Annotated in this window: 18 protein-coding genes; 11 read left to right on the forward strand and 7 right to left on the reverse strand. The window is 62.0% G+C overall.

What is annotated here, in order from left to right:
• The first annotated feature begins 54 nt into the window (after positions 1-54).
• The 4 genes from serA (at position 55) to DXY30_RS02205 (ending at position 3,470) form a co-directional block, all read left to right on the forward strand.
• Positions 55-1,641 carry a phosphoglycerate dehydrogenase gene (serA, locus tag DXY30_RS02190; protein ID WP_115022364.1) on the forward strand — a complete coding sequence of 529 codons (1,587 nt, stop codon included), beginning with the start codon at positions 55-57 and terminating at the stop codon, positions 1,639-1,641.
• Entirely contained in the window at positions 1,641-2,528 is an 888-nt protein-coding gene (prmA, locus tag DXY30_RS02195; RefSeq protein ID WP_115093184.1) for a 50S ribosomal protein L11 methyltransferase, read from the forward strand. Before serA ends, prmA begins: the two co-directional genes overlap by 1 nt.
• Positions 2,529-2,684: 156 nt before the next feature.
• Positions 2,685-2,984: a ferredoxin gene (locus tag DXY30_RS02200; protein WP_006043345.1), complete on the forward strand. Its 300-nt coding sequence runs from the start codon at positions 2,685-2,687 to the stop codon at positions 2,982-2,984.
• A gap of 99 nt (positions 2,985-3,083) precedes the next feature.
• Positions 3,084-3,470: a hypothetical protein gene (locus tag DXY30_RS02205; RefSeq protein WP_115093305.1), complete on the forward strand. Its 387-nt coding sequence runs from the start codon at positions 3,084-3,086 to the stop codon at positions 3,468-3,470.
• Positions 3,471-3,507: 37 nt separating this feature from the next.
• Here DXY30_RS02205 and psbV read toward each other — a convergent pair whose 3' ends face one another.
• Both psbV and rnz read right to left on the reverse strand, forming a co-directional pair.
• Positions 3,508-4,020, reverse strand: a complete 513-nt coding sequence (gene psbV, locus DXY30_RS02210; RefSeq protein ID WP_115022620.1) for a photosystem II cytochrome c-550 — start codon at positions 4,018-4,020, stop codon at positions 3,508-3,510.
• 74 nt (positions 4,021-4,094) lie between these two features.
• Positions 4,095-5,054, reverse strand: a complete 960-nt coding sequence (gene rnz, locus DXY30_RS02215; protein ID WP_115093185.1) for a ribonuclease Z — start codon at positions 5,052-5,054, stop codon at positions 4,095-4,097.
• Between the two features lie 83 nt (positions 5,055-5,137).
• Here rnz and DXY30_RS02220 point away from each other — a divergent pair, with 83 nt between their 5' ends.
• Genes DXY30_RS02220 through DXY30_RS02230 form a run of 3 tightly spaced genes read left to right on the forward strand, consistent with a single transcriptional unit; the run spans position 5,138 to position 7,563 of the window.
• The gene (locus tag DXY30_RS02220; protein ID WP_244281212.1) at positions 5,138-6,547 is read left to right on the forward strand and encodes a SpoIID/LytB domain-containing protein; all 1,410 of its coding nucleotides are present in this window, start codon (positions 5,138-5,140) and stop codon (positions 6,545-6,547) included.
• A 1-nt stretch (position 6,548) separates the two neighbouring features.
• Positions 6,549-7,280 carry a glucosamine-6-phosphate deaminase gene (locus DXY30_RS02225; RefSeq protein WP_170951100.1) on the forward strand — a complete coding sequence of 244 codons (732 nt, stop codon included), beginning with the start codon at positions 6,549-6,551 and terminating at the stop codon, positions 7,278-7,280.
• Positions 7,281-7,299: 19 nt separating this feature from the next.
• Complete coding sequence (locus DXY30_RS02230; RefSeq protein ID WP_115093307.1) at positions 7,300-7,563, forward strand: hypothetical protein; 264 nt, start codon at positions 7,300-7,302, stop codon at positions 7,561-7,563.
• Positions 7,564-7,595: 32 nt separating this feature from the next.
• On the opposite strand, the gene DXY30_RS02235 is transcribed toward DXY30_RS02230, so the two are convergent.
• From DXY30_RS02235 to truB, 3 genes are all read right to left on the reverse strand, one after another.
• Entirely contained in the window at positions 7,596-7,766 is a 171-nt protein-coding gene (locus DXY30_RS02235; RefSeq protein WP_115022356.1) for a Nif11 family protein, read from the reverse strand.
• A gap of 105 nt (positions 7,767-7,871) precedes the next feature.
• Positions 7,872-8,615, reverse strand: a complete 744-nt coding sequence (locus DXY30_RS02240) for a YebC/PmpR family DNA-binding transcriptional regulator (protein ID WP_115093187.1) — start codon at positions 8,613-8,615, stop codon at positions 7,872-7,874.
• A 53-nt stretch (positions 8,616-8,668) separates the two neighbouring features.
• Positions 8,669-9,577, reverse strand: a complete 909-nt coding sequence (gene truB, locus DXY30_RS02245) for a tRNA pseudouridine(55) synthase TruB (RefSeq protein ID WP_115093188.1) — start codon at positions 9,575-9,577, stop codon at positions 8,669-8,671.
• 41 nt (positions 9,578-9,618) lie between these two features.
• Between truB and DXY30_RS02250 the strand changes: the two genes are divergently transcribed.
• Complete coding sequence (locus DXY30_RS02250; RefSeq protein ID WP_115093189.1) at positions 9,619-10,371, forward strand: bifunctional 2-polyprenyl-6-hydroxyphenol methylase/3-demethylubiquinol 3-O-methyltransferase UbiG; 753 nt, start codon at positions 9,619-9,621, stop codon at positions 10,369-10,371.
• A gap of 70 nt (positions 10,372-10,441) precedes the next feature.
• On the opposite strand, the gene rpmA is transcribed toward DXY30_RS02250, so the two are convergent.
• Complete coding sequence (rpmA, locus tag DXY30_RS02255; RefSeq protein WP_115022352.1) at positions 10,442-10,708, reverse strand: 50S ribosomal protein L27; 267 nt, start codon at positions 10,706-10,708, stop codon at positions 10,442-10,444.
• Between the two features lie 46 nt (positions 10,709-10,754).
• Positions 10,755-11,120, reverse strand: coding sequence for a 50S ribosomal protein L21 (gene rplU, locus DXY30_RS02260; RefSeq protein ID WP_115093190.1), 366 nt, complete (start codon positions 11,118-11,120; stop codon positions 10,755-10,757).
• Positions 11,121-11,252: 132 nt separating this feature from the next.
• Between rplU and DXY30_RS02265 the strand changes: the two genes are divergently transcribed.
• The 3 genes from DXY30_RS02265 (at position 11,253) to kaiC (ending at position 14,103) form a co-directional block, all read left to right on the forward strand.
• A complete protein-coding gene (locus DXY30_RS02265; RefSeq protein ID WP_115093191.1) occupies positions 11,253-12,137 on the forward strand; it encodes a circadian clock protein KaiA in 885 nt (294 codons plus the stop codon).
• Positions 12,134-12,499, forward strand: coding sequence for a circadian clock protein KaiB (kaiB, locus tag DXY30_RS02270; RefSeq protein WP_115022346.1), 366 nt, complete (start codon positions 12,134-12,136; stop codon positions 12,497-12,499). Before DXY30_RS02265 ends, kaiB begins: the two co-directional genes overlap by 4 nt.
• A gap of 65 nt (positions 12,500-12,564) precedes the next feature.
• Entirely contained in the window at positions 12,565-14,103 is a 1,539-nt protein-coding gene (gene kaiC, locus DXY30_RS02275) for a circadian clock protein KaiC (RefSeq protein WP_115022615.1), read from the forward strand.

The raw sequence follows: 14,103 nt of genomic DNA on the forward strand, positions 1-14,103 counted from the left end.
GGGGGTGGTGGATGTTGATCTCTACAGTTTGGCGCGGCAGTTCTGCGCCTTTCGATGACGAAAGTTCTTGTCTCTGATCCGATCGACCAGGCCGGGATCGACATCCTTGGCCATGTGGCGCAGGTGGATCAGCGCACCGGTCTCTCCGAGGACGAGCTGATCGGCATCATCGGTGAGTACGACGGTTTGATGATCCGTTCCGGCACCCAGGTGACTGCAGCGGTGATCGCCGCTGCGAGTCGACTCAAAATCATTGGCCGCGCGGGCGTCGGTGTCGACAACGTGGATGTTCCTGCTGCAACCCAGCGGGGTGTGCTGGTGGTGAACTCCCCGGAGGGCAACACCATCGCTGCAGCGGAGCATGCTCTGGCCATGATGCTGACGCTCTCGCGTCATATCCCCCAAGCTCATTCCGGCATGCGGGCCGGCAAATGGGACCGCAAGAAGTATGTAGGCAACGAGCTGTACAAGAAAACGCTCGGCGTCGTCGGTCTCGGCAAGATCGGCTCCCACGTCGCCCGGGTAGCCCAGGCCATGGGGATGGAGGTGATCGCTTACGACCCGTTTATCGCGGCTGACCGTGCCCAGCAGATGCAGGTCAAGCTCTCTGAGCTCGATGAGCTGTTCCGCACGGCCGACTACGTCACCCTGCACATCCCCCGCACCAAGGACACCGAAAACCTGGTGAATGCGGAGCTGCTGCGCACGATGAAACCCACGGCACGCATCGTTAATTGTGCTCGCGGTGGTGTTGTGGATGAGGCAGCGATCGCTGAAGCCATCAACAACGGTGTGATCGCCGGGGCTGGCCTGGATGTGTATGCCAGTGAGCCTCTCGCGGAAGACTCCCCTCTGCGGGCGGTTGAGCGTGGGCTCGTGCTGACCCCCCACCTCGGTGCTTCGACGGAGGAGGCCCAGGAGAATGTGGCGATTGACGTGGCGGAGCAGATCCGTGATGTGCTGCTGGGTCTGCCGGCCCGTAGTGCCGTCAACATCCCTGGCCTCAGCGCTGAGATCATGGAGCGCCTCAAGCCTCACCTGCAGCTAGCAGAGACCGTTGGTCTGCTCGTCAGTCAGCTGGCCGGCGGCCATGTGAAAGAGATGGAACTGCGGCTTCAGGGTGAATTCGCCAGCCATCCGTCTCAGCCTCTGGTGATCGCGGCTCTGAAGGGACTGCTCAGTGCGGGGCTGGGCGACAGCATCAACTTCGTGAATGCCTCACTGGAGGCCAAAGCTCGCGGTATTCAGGTGCTGGAGGTGAAGGATGAGAGCAGCCGCGACTTCGCCGGTGGCTCGCTTCAGATCACCACGCGCGGGGATCAGGGCAGCCGCAGTGTCACTGGAGCCGTCTTTGCCGATGGCGATCTACGCATCACCAGCATTGATGCCTTCCCGGTCAATGTGACGCCGAGCAGCCACATGCTGTTCACCCGACACCGGGACATGCCCGGAATCATTGGTCATCTGGGATCCCTGCTGGGTGAACACAACGTCAACATCGCCTCGATGCAGGTGGGTCGCAAGATCGTGCGAGGGGACGCTGTGATGGTGCTCAGCATCGATGATCCGATCCCTGCCGACCTGCTGCAGACGATCACGGCGATCGAGGGCATCCAGGAAGCTCACCCGGTCACGCTCTGATGTGGTGGCGTCTGACACTGCCGTGCCCTCCAGAACTGGAGGAATCGCTGGTGTGGAAGCTGACAGATCTCGGGCTGCATCGCCATGCGGTGCAGCATGCGCCGGAAACGCCTGACCGCAAGACGCTGCTGGTCTGGTTGCCCCAGCCAGAGTGGCCGGAGCCCCAGCGGCGTGAGCTGATCGCCAGCCTGCAGCCGCTGGCAGAGCCCTTTGGTCTCTGCCTGCCAGAAGGACGCTGGGACGTTGTGGCCGACGAGGATTGGAGCCTCAGCTGGAAACAGCACTGGCAGGCGGATCCTGTCGGCATGGGGATGCTGATTCTGCCGGCCTGGCTGGAGATTCCGCCGGAGCATGCGGACCGCCTGGTGATCCGCATGGATCCGGGCAGTGCCTTTGGCACTGGAAGCCACCCCACCACTCGGCTCTGCCTGGAAGCGTTGGAGCAGTCGCCTCCCGTGGGGGGGCTGGTGGCTGACCTGGGTTGCGGCAGTGGTGTGTTGGGGCTTGCTGCGCTGGGATTGGGAGCGCAGGCAGTGGTGGCTGCCGACACCGATTCCCTGGCTGTGCGTGCCACAGCCGCGAACCGTGGCCTGAACGACCGATCGGAGGCTGAGCTTGAGGTGGCCCTCGGTTCCGTGGACCGACTGACGGAGCTGCTTGCGCCCCGCCGCGCTGATCTGCTGCTCTGCAACATCCTGGCCCCGGTGATCGAAGCCCTGTCGCCTGGCTTCGAGGGGCTGCTTCAGCAGGATGGTCGTGCTCTGCTCAGCGGGCTCCTGGTGGATCAAGCACCACGCCTGAAGGACGTTCTTGGGGAGTTGGGCTGGGTGGTCACCAAGGAAGCGGAACAAGGCCGCTGGGGGCTCCTGGAAATCCGTCGCCAGTAGCCGTAGCCCCATAAGCCACGCTTATCGGAGTGGGGTCTCCGATTGGACCTCCTCCCTAGTCAGCCAGGAATCGTTTGGTTAGGCACCTAATTGAAGTAAAAAAGTGCTGTCCTGCAGGACCGGATTTTCCGGAGCCCTGTACGCATTCACTAAGTCATGGCTTCCTACAAGGTCACCCTGGTCTCCGAGAGCGAAGGTCTGAACAAGACCATCGAAGTGCCCGACGACCAGTACATCCTCGACGCTGCTGAAGAGCAGGGCATCGACCTCCCCTACTCCTGCCGTGCGGGCGCTTGCTCCACTTGCGCCGGCAAGATCACCGCTGGCACCGTCGACCAGTCCGACCAAAGCTTCCTGGACGATGACCAGATCGAAGCTGGTTTTGTGCTGACCTGCGTCGCCTACCCCACCTCCGACTGCACCATCAAGACCCACGCCGAAGAAGAGCTCTATTGAGCTTTCGTCCTTCAACAGGACTTGTCTTCAACCACCCCTTCGGGGGTGGTTTTTTTTGGTCTGGTCGCCTTCCATGCAAGTCCCTTGCCTTCACCTGCCGTGAGCCGCCCCGAAGTTGACGATCTTCTGGAGCCCGGCAGTGTCCACACAAGCCCTGGCGGTCAGTACAGCTTCCGTGTTATTGGCCCCTGTTGCCGATTGTTTGATCGTGAAGAGCTGCCCTGGCCTTGCTGTCGCCTCGCCTGGCGCAGCAAGGAGCCGAGTTGGCGGCGGATCGGACGACGGTTTGTGCCAGACCTGGCTGCCCGGCGTTGCCCGTCCTATGCGGTGGAACTTCTACAGCCGGGGGGGCGGCCTACGCCCACGGTGCTGACCCTGTTCTCTGTGCGCTTCACTCGAGATCTGCAGGAGTGGTGGTACAGCCGCCACCCCAACTCCATGGCTCCGGACTGTGTGAGTCCCCAACAAAAAACCCCGACGACCTAAGGGCGCCGGGGACGAGCAAAATTTCGATTGGGATCGATCAGAAATAGATCTTGCCACCGCCCCAGGCAGTTCCCTGAACTTTGGGTGACACAAGGATGTAACCGGCCATCAGGCGCAGATCCTCATCATCAAGGTCACGCATGGCGGGGTAGAGCTCGGCGTCGCGCATGCTGGGATGCACGTCGGCAATGCTGTATTCGCCGTCGTAAGAGGTCGGATCCTTCATGTAGTCGACCAGGGCCTCGACGTTGTCGCGGGCCGGGGTGGCCAGGGCAAGAGTTTCTGGATCCAAGCCCACGTTGTGGTTGGTCTTGGTGATGCCGCCAGCGTGGCAGGTTCCGCAGCTGGTGTTGAACACCTTGCGGCCAGCATCGATTTCCCGATCGCTGAAGGTCACCTCTGAACCGGAAGGGTTAGCTGGAACCGTCAGGGTCTCAGCGTCCCACTGGGCCGCCTGAGCCGGCGAGATGACGGCAAGGCCGAACAGCACCGGGATGAGGACCAGAAGGCCCTTCAGGGACCGTCGCAAGGAAGAGAACACAGAGGCCATGAAGGTTGGGGGGGCGTGACGCATTCACCGCACCCAGCTCTTGTATCACGGGGAAGTGACCCTCCGAGGCCGGATCACAAACTGTTGCAGCGTGGTTTGACGTCAATGCTGAGGAAGTCCTTCGCCAGCAGCGTGTTGGGAAAGATCGCCTTGGCCTCGTCCAGCAGGTTTTGGGGAGTCACAGGATTGCCTGGTGCATAGCGCGGGCTGAGGTGGGTCAGCACCAGTTGCCCTACCCCTGCTTCAGCGGCCGTTTGGGCCGCCATCGTGCTGGTGGAGTGCTGTTTCTGGAAGGCCATCTCCGCCTCTCCATGGGCAAAGGTGGATTCATGGATCAAGAGGTCCGCCCCCTGGGCAAGCTCCACGGCGGCATCGCAGAACACGGTGTCGGTGCAATAAACAACGCTTACTCCCGGTCGTTCCTCACCGCAAAGGCTGTTGCCGTCGATGGTGCGACCGTCCTCCAACTTCACCGTTTCGCCCCGCTTCAGCCTCGCGTAGACGGGGCCGGGCGGGATGTTGAGCTCCCGTGCTTTCTGAATATCGAACCGACCGGCCAGGGGCTTCTGTTCAATGCGATAGGCGTAGGCCGGCACGCGGTGGGTGAGTGGGGTGCAGCGCACGGTGAAGTCGTCGTCCTCGAACAGCAGCGAGCCTTGCTCTGCCGCTGACCTCACTCGATGCACCTCCAGGGGATAGCCGATGCGGGTGGAGCTGGTTCTCAGCACACCGTTGAGGTAACTCTCGAGCGGGTCTGGTCCGTAGAGATCCACTCCCGCTGGGCTGCTGCCGGCAAGCCCGAGGCTCGCCAGGAGCCCCGGCAGGCCGAAAATATGGTCGCCATGCATGTGGGTGATGAATACTCTGCGGAGCTGCGACAGGCGCAAATCACTGCGCAAAAACTGATGCTGCGTTCCTTCCCCGCAGTCGAAAAGCCACATCTCCGAGCGCTGCGGCAAGCGCAGGGCCACTGCTGAGACGTTGCGGGCCCGAGTGGGCACCCCAGAACTCGTACCGAGAAAAGTGACCTGCAAGGCCGGTGCGCCTCAGGACTCATGCTGCCATCTGGCTGAACTGAGGATCAGGCGGCACACTGGGACGCCTTTTGATCCCCAGCGTGCGCCGCGCCTCCGTTGTCGTCGGGCTGGTGCTCGTCGCTGTGATCGCTCCAACTCCCGCGGCGCTGGCCCGTGGCCGGGAGCCACAGATGCGCGTACTGCTCCTGGAGAACACCCAGCTCAGCCTGCGCTCCGATGGTGCGCAGCCGTTGCGGGTGCAGGGCCTCCCTGGCGGCGAGCGACGGCCTCAGCGGCTGCAGCTCAGCCTGCGGGGCACGCGCCTGAGTGCCAATGTTGATGGTCGTTTGATGGCGCTGCGGGCCAGCACCCTGCTGACGGTGCAGAACGACGACCCACGGGGCATCTGGCTGGGATCCCGTCGGTACCGCGGTGTGCTGCGCATCAGCGGACGGGGCGGGCGCTTACGGGTGGTCAACAGCCTTGGCATCGAGACCTATCTCGCCAGCGTTGTGGGTAGCGAAATGCCCCATCGCTGGCCCTTGGCTGCGCTGCAGGCCCAGGCGGTGGCGGCCCGGACCTATGCGCTGAAACAACGAAGCCGTGGTGGGGCCTGGGATGTGAAGGCGACGGTCGCGAGTCAGGTGTACCGCGGTGTGGAGTCCGAAACTCCGAGCACCCGGCAGGCGGTGGCCAGTACCCGTTCGCTGGTGCTTGTTCATGGGGGGCGCTTGATCGATGCTGTGTTTCACAGCAGCTCCGGAGGGGTGACCGAGGCGAGCGGGATGGTCTGGCGCCGACAGCACCCATATCTGGTCAGCGTTCCAGACCACGACCAGCACAGTCCGGTGCACTGCTGGGAGCAATGGTTTGATCCGTCCGGTTTGCGCCAGCGGTTGCCGGAGACCGGTGGACTCCAGGCCGTTGAAGTGCTCAGCCGGTCCGGCAGCGGTCGTGTGCGGCAGGCCCGGTTACGTGGTCCACGCGGATCGTTGGTGCTCAACGGGGCTGAGCTGCGCAAACGGTTGGGTCTCAAAAGCACCCTGGTGAGCTTCGAGATGGTGACGGGGGGGCAGCGCCCACCTGCGGCTTTCCCGGTGCGGAGTGGGACCACACAGGTGAGTGGTGGATCCCGCATCGATCGGATCACAGCGGCGGTGGCCCGGCAGGGGCCAGGACGCCCACCACTGTTGGTGGCACCTCCGCCGGTGCTGGTCAGCAAAGCCTCAGTGGGGCGTTGGTCCGGTGGCGGCCTACAGCTGTTGGTGAAGGGCCAGGGCTATGGCCATGGTGTTGGCATGAGCCAGTGGGGGGCCCATGGTCTGGCCGAGCAGGGGGCCGACTTCCGCTCGATCCTCCAGCACTACTACCGCGGTGCTGAGGTCGTTCCCTACCGACCGCACTTCGACCCATCGCTGGCGCTGAAGCCCCCGACGAAGCCACTCTGGAGGGAAGCTCAGGTTTCGCCTTTTGGCCCGGTTTCCCTGTCATTTGCAGCGCCACTCCAATGACATGGATCTCTGCGCTGTGCTGGCGGCCCATCTGGAGCGCCATCTGCGCAGCGGCTCTGGCCAGGGGCCTCGCTCCCTGAAGCCTTTGGGCCTGGCTACGGGACGCACGATGGAGCCGCTCTACAGGACCCTGGTGGAACGGCTGTTGTCGTGGTCTGCCGATGAGCTGGAGGCGCTACGCGCCAGTTGGTGCAGTTTCAACTTGGACGAGTATCTCGGGCTTTCTGCAGAGGATCCCCGGGGTTACCGGGCTTACATGACCCAGCACCTTGCTGCGCCACTGGGTTTGCCGCAGTCAGCGGTGCACCTGCCCGACAGCACCGCCGCTGACGGACAGGCGGCTGCGCGCCGCTACGGCGAGCAGCTGACACGCTGCGGAGGCATCGGGCTGCAGCTGCTGGGGCTGGGCAGCAATGGACATGTCGGCTTCAACGAGCCGCCCTGCCCCCCCGACCAGCACTGTCATGAAGTGGTTCTGACGCCCGCAACCCGGCATCAGAACGCTGCCCTCTTTGATGGGAGCGTGGAGGCTGTGCCCCAGCGGGCCATCACCCTTGGCCTACGCGAGATTCTCGAGGCTGCCGAAATTCATCTGGTGGTGACTGGCACCGCTAAGTCAGGCATTCTCAAGCGCTTGCTCGCCCTGAAGGAGCCGGACCCTTCGCTACCTGCCAGTTGGCTGCTGACCCACCCCAATGTTTGGCTGTGGTGCGATGCAGCGGCTCTAGCTTGAACAGCCGATGGCGGAGGCCATGAGCATCGACCCCTTGCAACGGCGTCTCGAGCAGAGTTTTGAGGTGGAACGCTGGACGCGATTTATCCAGGACTGCCAGGACCTCGAGCAATTGCGCGAAACGGCCCTGGCGCTCGTGCAGCAGCTGGCTCAGCAGAAGGCGGCCAGTGCCTGGATGGCCACCCGGGCTTCTGAATCGGAAAATGCCAAGTTGGAGATGCTGGCCCGGATGATTCGTCAGCAACCCGATGCCACAGAGGAGGAGGCGACAGGCGCTCCCTGAGGGAAACCCCGCCGCCAGCAGTCGTCCGGTGCTCAGTGTTCGCGCTGCCAGCGGGTCAGCAGAGCTGGCGAGAACTTGTGGCCGTGTTTGGCACCAACCTTGACCACGCAGGAGTTGTCCTTGCCGCAGCGCTGCACCTCGTCGCGCAGGGAGTCGTTGCTCTGAACCCGCGACATGAACGTCTCCAGCTGTTTCATGGACATGGCGATCCTCCAGTAGGGATTCCTTCGGCCTAGCTCTGGGGTTGTAGGGGGCTCAGGAGCGCAAGCTTTGGTGCGGATTTGCTGACGACAAACTTCAAGAAGGGGTCAGTCGATCTCCAGACCTTCGGCGAGATCGAGGTTGGCGCTGACGCTGCGAACATCGTCGAGCCCGTCGAGGGAATCCAGCAGCTTCAGGCAGCTGTGGGCAATGTCTGGATCATTCACAGGGACGCTGGTCTGGGCGGACCAGTGATGCCCCCACTCCCGCACATCCCAGTCATCCCGGCGCAAGCCGTCCTGAAGGCTCTCCAAGGCCTCGAACGGGCCGTGCACCACAACGGCCGCCTCTTCCAGCTCATAGCCATCGGCGTCCAGCTCCAAGAGGCTTTCCAGCAGCCGTTCCTCGTCCTCGGGGCCCGCGTTGAGGATCACTTCGCTGCGGTGTTCAAACAGATAGGCCACGCAGCCGTGCTCTCCCAGGTTGCCGCCGTTCTTGCTGAAGGCCAGCCGCAGATCCGCGGCGGTGCGGTTGCGGTTGTCGGTGAGCGCCTCCACCAGCACGGCCATGCCGCCAGGGCCATAGCCCTCGTAGCGCACCTCTTCCAACTGGGTGTCGTCGCCAGCCTGGCCTGACCCCTTGGCGATGGCGCGTTCAATGTTGGAGGCGGGAACTCCAGCTGCGCGGGCCTTGCTGATGGCCGTCCGTAATTGGAAATTCCCGGCGGGATCGGCTCCGACGCGGGCCGCCACCATGATTTCCCGGCCCAGACGAGTGAACACCGCCCCCCGTTTGGCATCAACGACGGCCTTGGTGCGTTTGATCTGTGACCATTTGCTGTGGCCAGCCATCGCGTCAGGTCAGGGCGGAATGCGGTCGGAGAGTACTGACCGACCGGGTGTGCTCAGCCTGCTGCATCGAACACCACTTTGGGGCGCAACAGACCCTCGTTCTCGCGGTGGCCGATGCCAGCCATGCTCCCATCCGCGTTGCACACCACCACAGCGTCCCCAGCTCCGGGCTCCATCGTGATGCGACGGCCGCAACGCCAGTCGATCTGTTCCGCTTCGGTGAGATTCCGCCGGGGCAGGGCTGCTAGGGCCAGCAGCGGAGATAGGGGATCGGGTGGCGGAGCGTCTCGCTCCGGTAGGGGATGGGCCTGGTGAGCATGGAATCCCAGGGCCTGGGTGCGGCGCAGCGAGGCCAGACAGCCTCCACACCCGATGCTTGCCCCCAGATCCCGAGCGATCGAGCGGATGTAGGTGCCGGCGGAGCAGTGAACGTCGATGCTGAGCCTCCCCTGGGCCTCATCCCAATCCAAAAGCTGCAGCCGCTGCACCGTGACGGCTCGCGGCGGGAGATCCATTGCTTCGCCACGCCGGGCCCTGGCATGGGCCCGTTCGCCATCCACATGGACGGCTGAGACCTGCGGCGGTCGCTGTTCAATCGCGCCTCGGAACGGCTCCAGGGCGGCATCCAGCTCGGCCTCGCTTAGCGAGGGCCAGGCCTGTTGGTCCAGCAGCTCTCCCTCCAGGTCGTCACTGCTGGTGCGCTTCCCCAGTTGGATGACGCCGGTGTACGTCTTTTCTCCGGGGAGGTACGGAAGCAGTCGGGTTGCCGGGCCCAGAGCGATGGGGAGAACTCCAGTAACTGCAGGATCGAGGGTGCCGCCATGGCCCACGCGCTTGAGGCCGTAGCTGCGGCGCAGACGGCTGACGCAGGCATGGGAGGTGAGGCCTGCGGGCTTGTCGATCACCACGAAGCCGAAGGGGCCGTTCACCGGGGCTGGAGCGGGGTGCTCTGACTGTTGCATTCCGGCGTCTGCGTAGGTTGGCCGCGCCCTGACGCCCATTCATGCCCCAGCTCCGCAGCAGCACGGATGTGGACGTCTCTGCTTTTCTGGCGAACGGTCTTGGCATCAAGCAACATCTGAGCCGTTATCTCAACCTGACGCCGGAGCTTCTGGAGCAGCGTCTGCCCAGCAGCACCGACGACCTGGCGGATCTGCACCCCGGTGCGTTTCGACCGGAGGACGCCACCGCCTTTTATGAGGACACGGTGGGTACCGGTCACCTGCTGGAGCTGGCGGCTTGGCACCTCTCCAGTGCGGACTACATCGCAGACACACTGCGGCTGCAAGGTATTGCCGTGCAAGGCCAGGTACTGGATTTCGGTGGTGGCATCGGCACCCATGCCTTGTCGGCGGCGGCGCTTCCGGAGGTCGACCACGTCTGGTTTGTTGATCTCAACCCCCACAACCAGGCCTTTGTGAAGCAACGGGCGGAAAGCTTGGGTCTGTCGGACAAACTCTCGGTGCATCGGGACCTCAGCAGCACGGGTGAAGTGCGTTTCGATGCGGTGGTATGCCTCGATGTGTTGGAACACCTGCCGGATCCCTCGGCGCAGTTGCTGCAGTTTCACCAGCGCATGGCTCCTGGGGCCATTGCCCTCCTGAACTGGTACTTCTTCAAGGGCCATCAGGGGGAGTACCCCTTCCACTTTGATGATCCGGCGCTGGTGGACGGGTTTTTCCGCACCCTGCAGGCCCAGTTCCTGGAGGTGTTTCATCCCTTGTTGATTACGGCCCGGCTGTACCGCCGTCCCTGAGGCTGAGGCGATAAAAAAGCCCCAATGCCAAACGGCATTGGGGCTTTTTTATCGTTGCTTGCGTCGAAACTCAGACCGCTGCGGTGATGTTGATGCGCTTGCGATTGCGCAGGCCGCGGCGGATTGATTCGAACTTCACCACGCCATCGGTGAGAGCAAACAGGGTGTCGTCTTTGCCCTTGCCGACATTGACGCCGGGAAGAACGGAGGTGCCGCGCTGGCGGATGAGGATGGATCCGGCGGTTACGGTTTCTCCGCCGTAGGCCTTCACGCCAAGACGTTTGGCGTTCGAGTCGCGGCCGTTACGGGTTGAGCCTGTGCCTTTTTTATGTGCCATGAGAAGTAATGGTGGTGGGGGCGGTCGATGAAGCGGGGGGATGAGGTCAGCTGATGGCCTTGCCGCCCACGGAGATGGACTCAACCATCACTCGGGTGAGTTCCTGCCGATGACCATTCTTGCGGCGGGTTTTCTTTTTGGGGCGCATCTTGTACACAATCACCTTGGGCCCGCGGCGATGGGCCATCACCTTGAGGGACACCGTGGCGTCCTTGACGTAGGGCTGGCCCAGGGTGGTGCCAGCGCCGTCCTTCACCAGAAGCACGTTCTCGAGCTTGATCGTGTCGTCCACCTCGGCTTGAAGCCTGTCGAGGTCGTAGTAACGGTTGGGCTGCAACCAGATCTGGGTGCCTGACGCCTCAACGATGGCGTAGGTCCCGCTCTGTTCCGCGGCTGGTTTGGTGTCGGCCATAGGGTGAAAAGACGCGTTCAGGCTCGGCGAACCGATTCAGGCCTGATCCGCAATCGAAAGACAAACAAAGATCTTCGTCTCTGACGCGCCCCCTCGTCAAGATTCAGATACTTCAATGATTCGGCTGAACGGATGGCCAGGCCGGCCCTCACTGTTGCTCTCGTCCTCGACAGCCCTTCTCTGGTGGAATCCTGTCGCCAGTGGCTGCCGTCCAATCGCTATGAGCCTGTTGTTCTAACTGTTGAAGCTGGAGAGGCCCTGACGGCCGTTCTCGGGCCCAGGCAGGACGACTTCGATGCCGTGGTGCTTGAGCAGACTCTTCTGGACACTGAGGTCAGGGAGCAGCTGCTCTCTGCTGGTCTGCTCTTCCCGGCCGTGATCGTTGGGGAAGTGAAGGGCCATGTGGATTACCACCCTGAGGAGCTGCATCTGCCCGACGACCAGCTGGCCCAGCTGGGATACAACGTTGACGCGGCAATTTCCCGCTTTCTGCGCCAGGGCCGCGCCGATGGCCGCCAAGAAGACCCCGCCAGCCGAAGCAAAGCCGTTGACAACCTCTCCCAACGTCTACAGGAACGACTCGGTTATCTCGGGGTTTTCTACAAACGTGATCCGTCTCGATTTTTAGGGAGCTTGGCTCCTGAAGAGCGCCGGGATTTGCTCCTTTCGCTGCAACGCACCTATCGGGACTTACTCGCGAGTTATTTCAGTGATCCGGCAGCATCCAACCAGGCCCTAGAAAGCTTTGTGAATACAGCCTTTTTCAGTGACCTGCCTATCACGCGAACCGTTGAGATTCACGTGGATCTCATCGATGAATTCTGGAAACAGCTGAGTTTGGAGGGCCACAAACATGACTTTCTTCAGGATTACCGCCTTGCGCTTCTCGACGTGATGGCCCATCTGTGTGAGATGTATCGGCGTTCCATTCCGCCGGACCTTCCTTTATCGGGCACGGCCTCCAGCCGTGTACGTCGCCCGATGGATCAGCTCGATGTCTCGGAGGAGTCGTCATGAGTCCCCGCAAGACCTACATCCTCAAGCTCTACGTGGCGGGCAACACGCCCAATTCGATGCGGGCGCTGAAAACCTTGCGCAACATCCTTGAAACCGAATTCAGGGGTGTCTATGCCCTCAAGGTGATTGATGTGCTCAAAAATCCGCAACTGGCGGAGGAGGACAAAATTCTTGCAACGCCGACGTTGTCCAAGATTCTTCCCCCGCCGGTGCGCCGCATCATCGGTGATCTCTCTGATCGGGAGCGGGTTCTGATCGGTCTCGATCTTCTGTACGACGAGCTGTCCGACACGGCTCTTAACTCAAGTGTGATCGACGCTGTCGATGAGGAGACCGACACGACGATCACGTCGGATCCTTAAGCGACATGGTGCGCTCCAGCACGGTTCAACTCCTGCTCACTACGGTCAAGTCATAGGTGTTCGCCATGCAGTTCCCTCCGACCAGCGGTCAGCCTCAGATGCAGGTTCAAAAGCTCCCGACAGGGATCGAGGGCTTTGATGATGTCTGCCAGGGCGGCCTACCGATCGGCCGTAGCACGCTGATTAGCGGTACGTCCGGCACCGGAAAGACGGTGTTCTCGCTGCACTTCCTCCACAACGGCATCAAGGATTTCGACGAACCCGGCATCTTCGTCACCTTCGAGGAGTCGCCCCTCGACATCCTGCGCAATGCCGCCAGCTTCGGCTGGAACCTGCAGGAGATGGTCGAGCAGGACAAACTTTTCATCCTTGATGCCTCACCGGATCCCGACGGCCAGGATGTGGCCGGAAGTTTTGATCTCTCGGGTCTGATCGAGCGGATTAACTACGCCATCCGCAAGTACAAAGCCAAGCGTGTTGCTATTGATTCGATCACGGCGGTGTTCCAGCAATACGACGCAGTCTTTGTGGTGCGTCGTGAGATTTTTCGCTTGATCGCCCGGCTCAAGGAAATTGGCGTCACCACGGTGATGACCACCGAGCGCATCGACGAGTACGGCCCTATCGCCCGCTATGGCGTTGAGGAATTCGTCTCCGACAATGTGGTGATCCTCCGCAACGTGCTTGAGGGAGAGCGGCGCCGGCGCACTGTTGAAATTCTCAAGCTGCGGGGCACGACCCACATGAAGGGTGAGTTCCCCTTCACCATGGGAACCCACGGCATCAGCATCTTCCCGCTTGGGGCTATGCGCCTCACCCAACGCTCGTCGAATGTTCGGGTGAGTTCAGGTGTGCCTCGCCTCGACGACATGTGCGGTGGCGGCTTCTTCAAGGATTCGATCATTCTGGCCACCGGTGCCACTGGCACGGGCAAGACGATGCTCGTCTCCAAATTCATCGAAGACGCCTGCCGTAACAAGGAACGCGCCATCCTCTTCGCCTATGAGGAATCGCGTGCTCAGTTGCTCCGCAATGGCACCAGCTGGGGCATCGATTTTGAACAGATGGAACAGGACGGACTGCTCAAGATCATCTGCGCCTACCCCGAATCCACGGGTCTTGAAGATCATCTGCAGATCATCAAAACGGAGATCAGTCAGTTCAAGCCGTCGCGGATGGCGATCGACTCCCTCTCAGCCCTGGCGCGCGGCGTGAGCCATAACGCCTTCCGTCAGTTCGTGATCGGGGTGACCGGATATGCGAAGCAGGAGGAGATCGCTGGCTTCTTCACGAACACCTCTGAGGAGTTCATGGGCAGCCACTCGATCACTGATTCCCACATCTCCACCATCACCGACACGATCCTGCTGCTGCAATACGTTGAGATCCGCGGTGAGATGGCCCGTGCCTTGAATGTTTTCAAGATGCGTGGTTCCTGGCATGACAAGGGCATCCGCGAATTTGTGATCACGGGCAATGGTCCACAGATCAAGGACTCCTTCTCCAACTTCGAGAGGATCATCTCTGGTGTGCCTCATCGGGTGACATCGGATGAGCGCAGCGAGTTGTCGCGCATCGCCCGGGGCGTCTCCAGCGAGGATTGA

This window comes from Synechococcus sp. UW106 (assembly GCF_900474015.1).
Taxonomy (GTDB): Bacteria; Cyanobacteriota; Cyanobacteriia; order PCC-6307; family Cyanobiaceae; genus Parasynechococcus.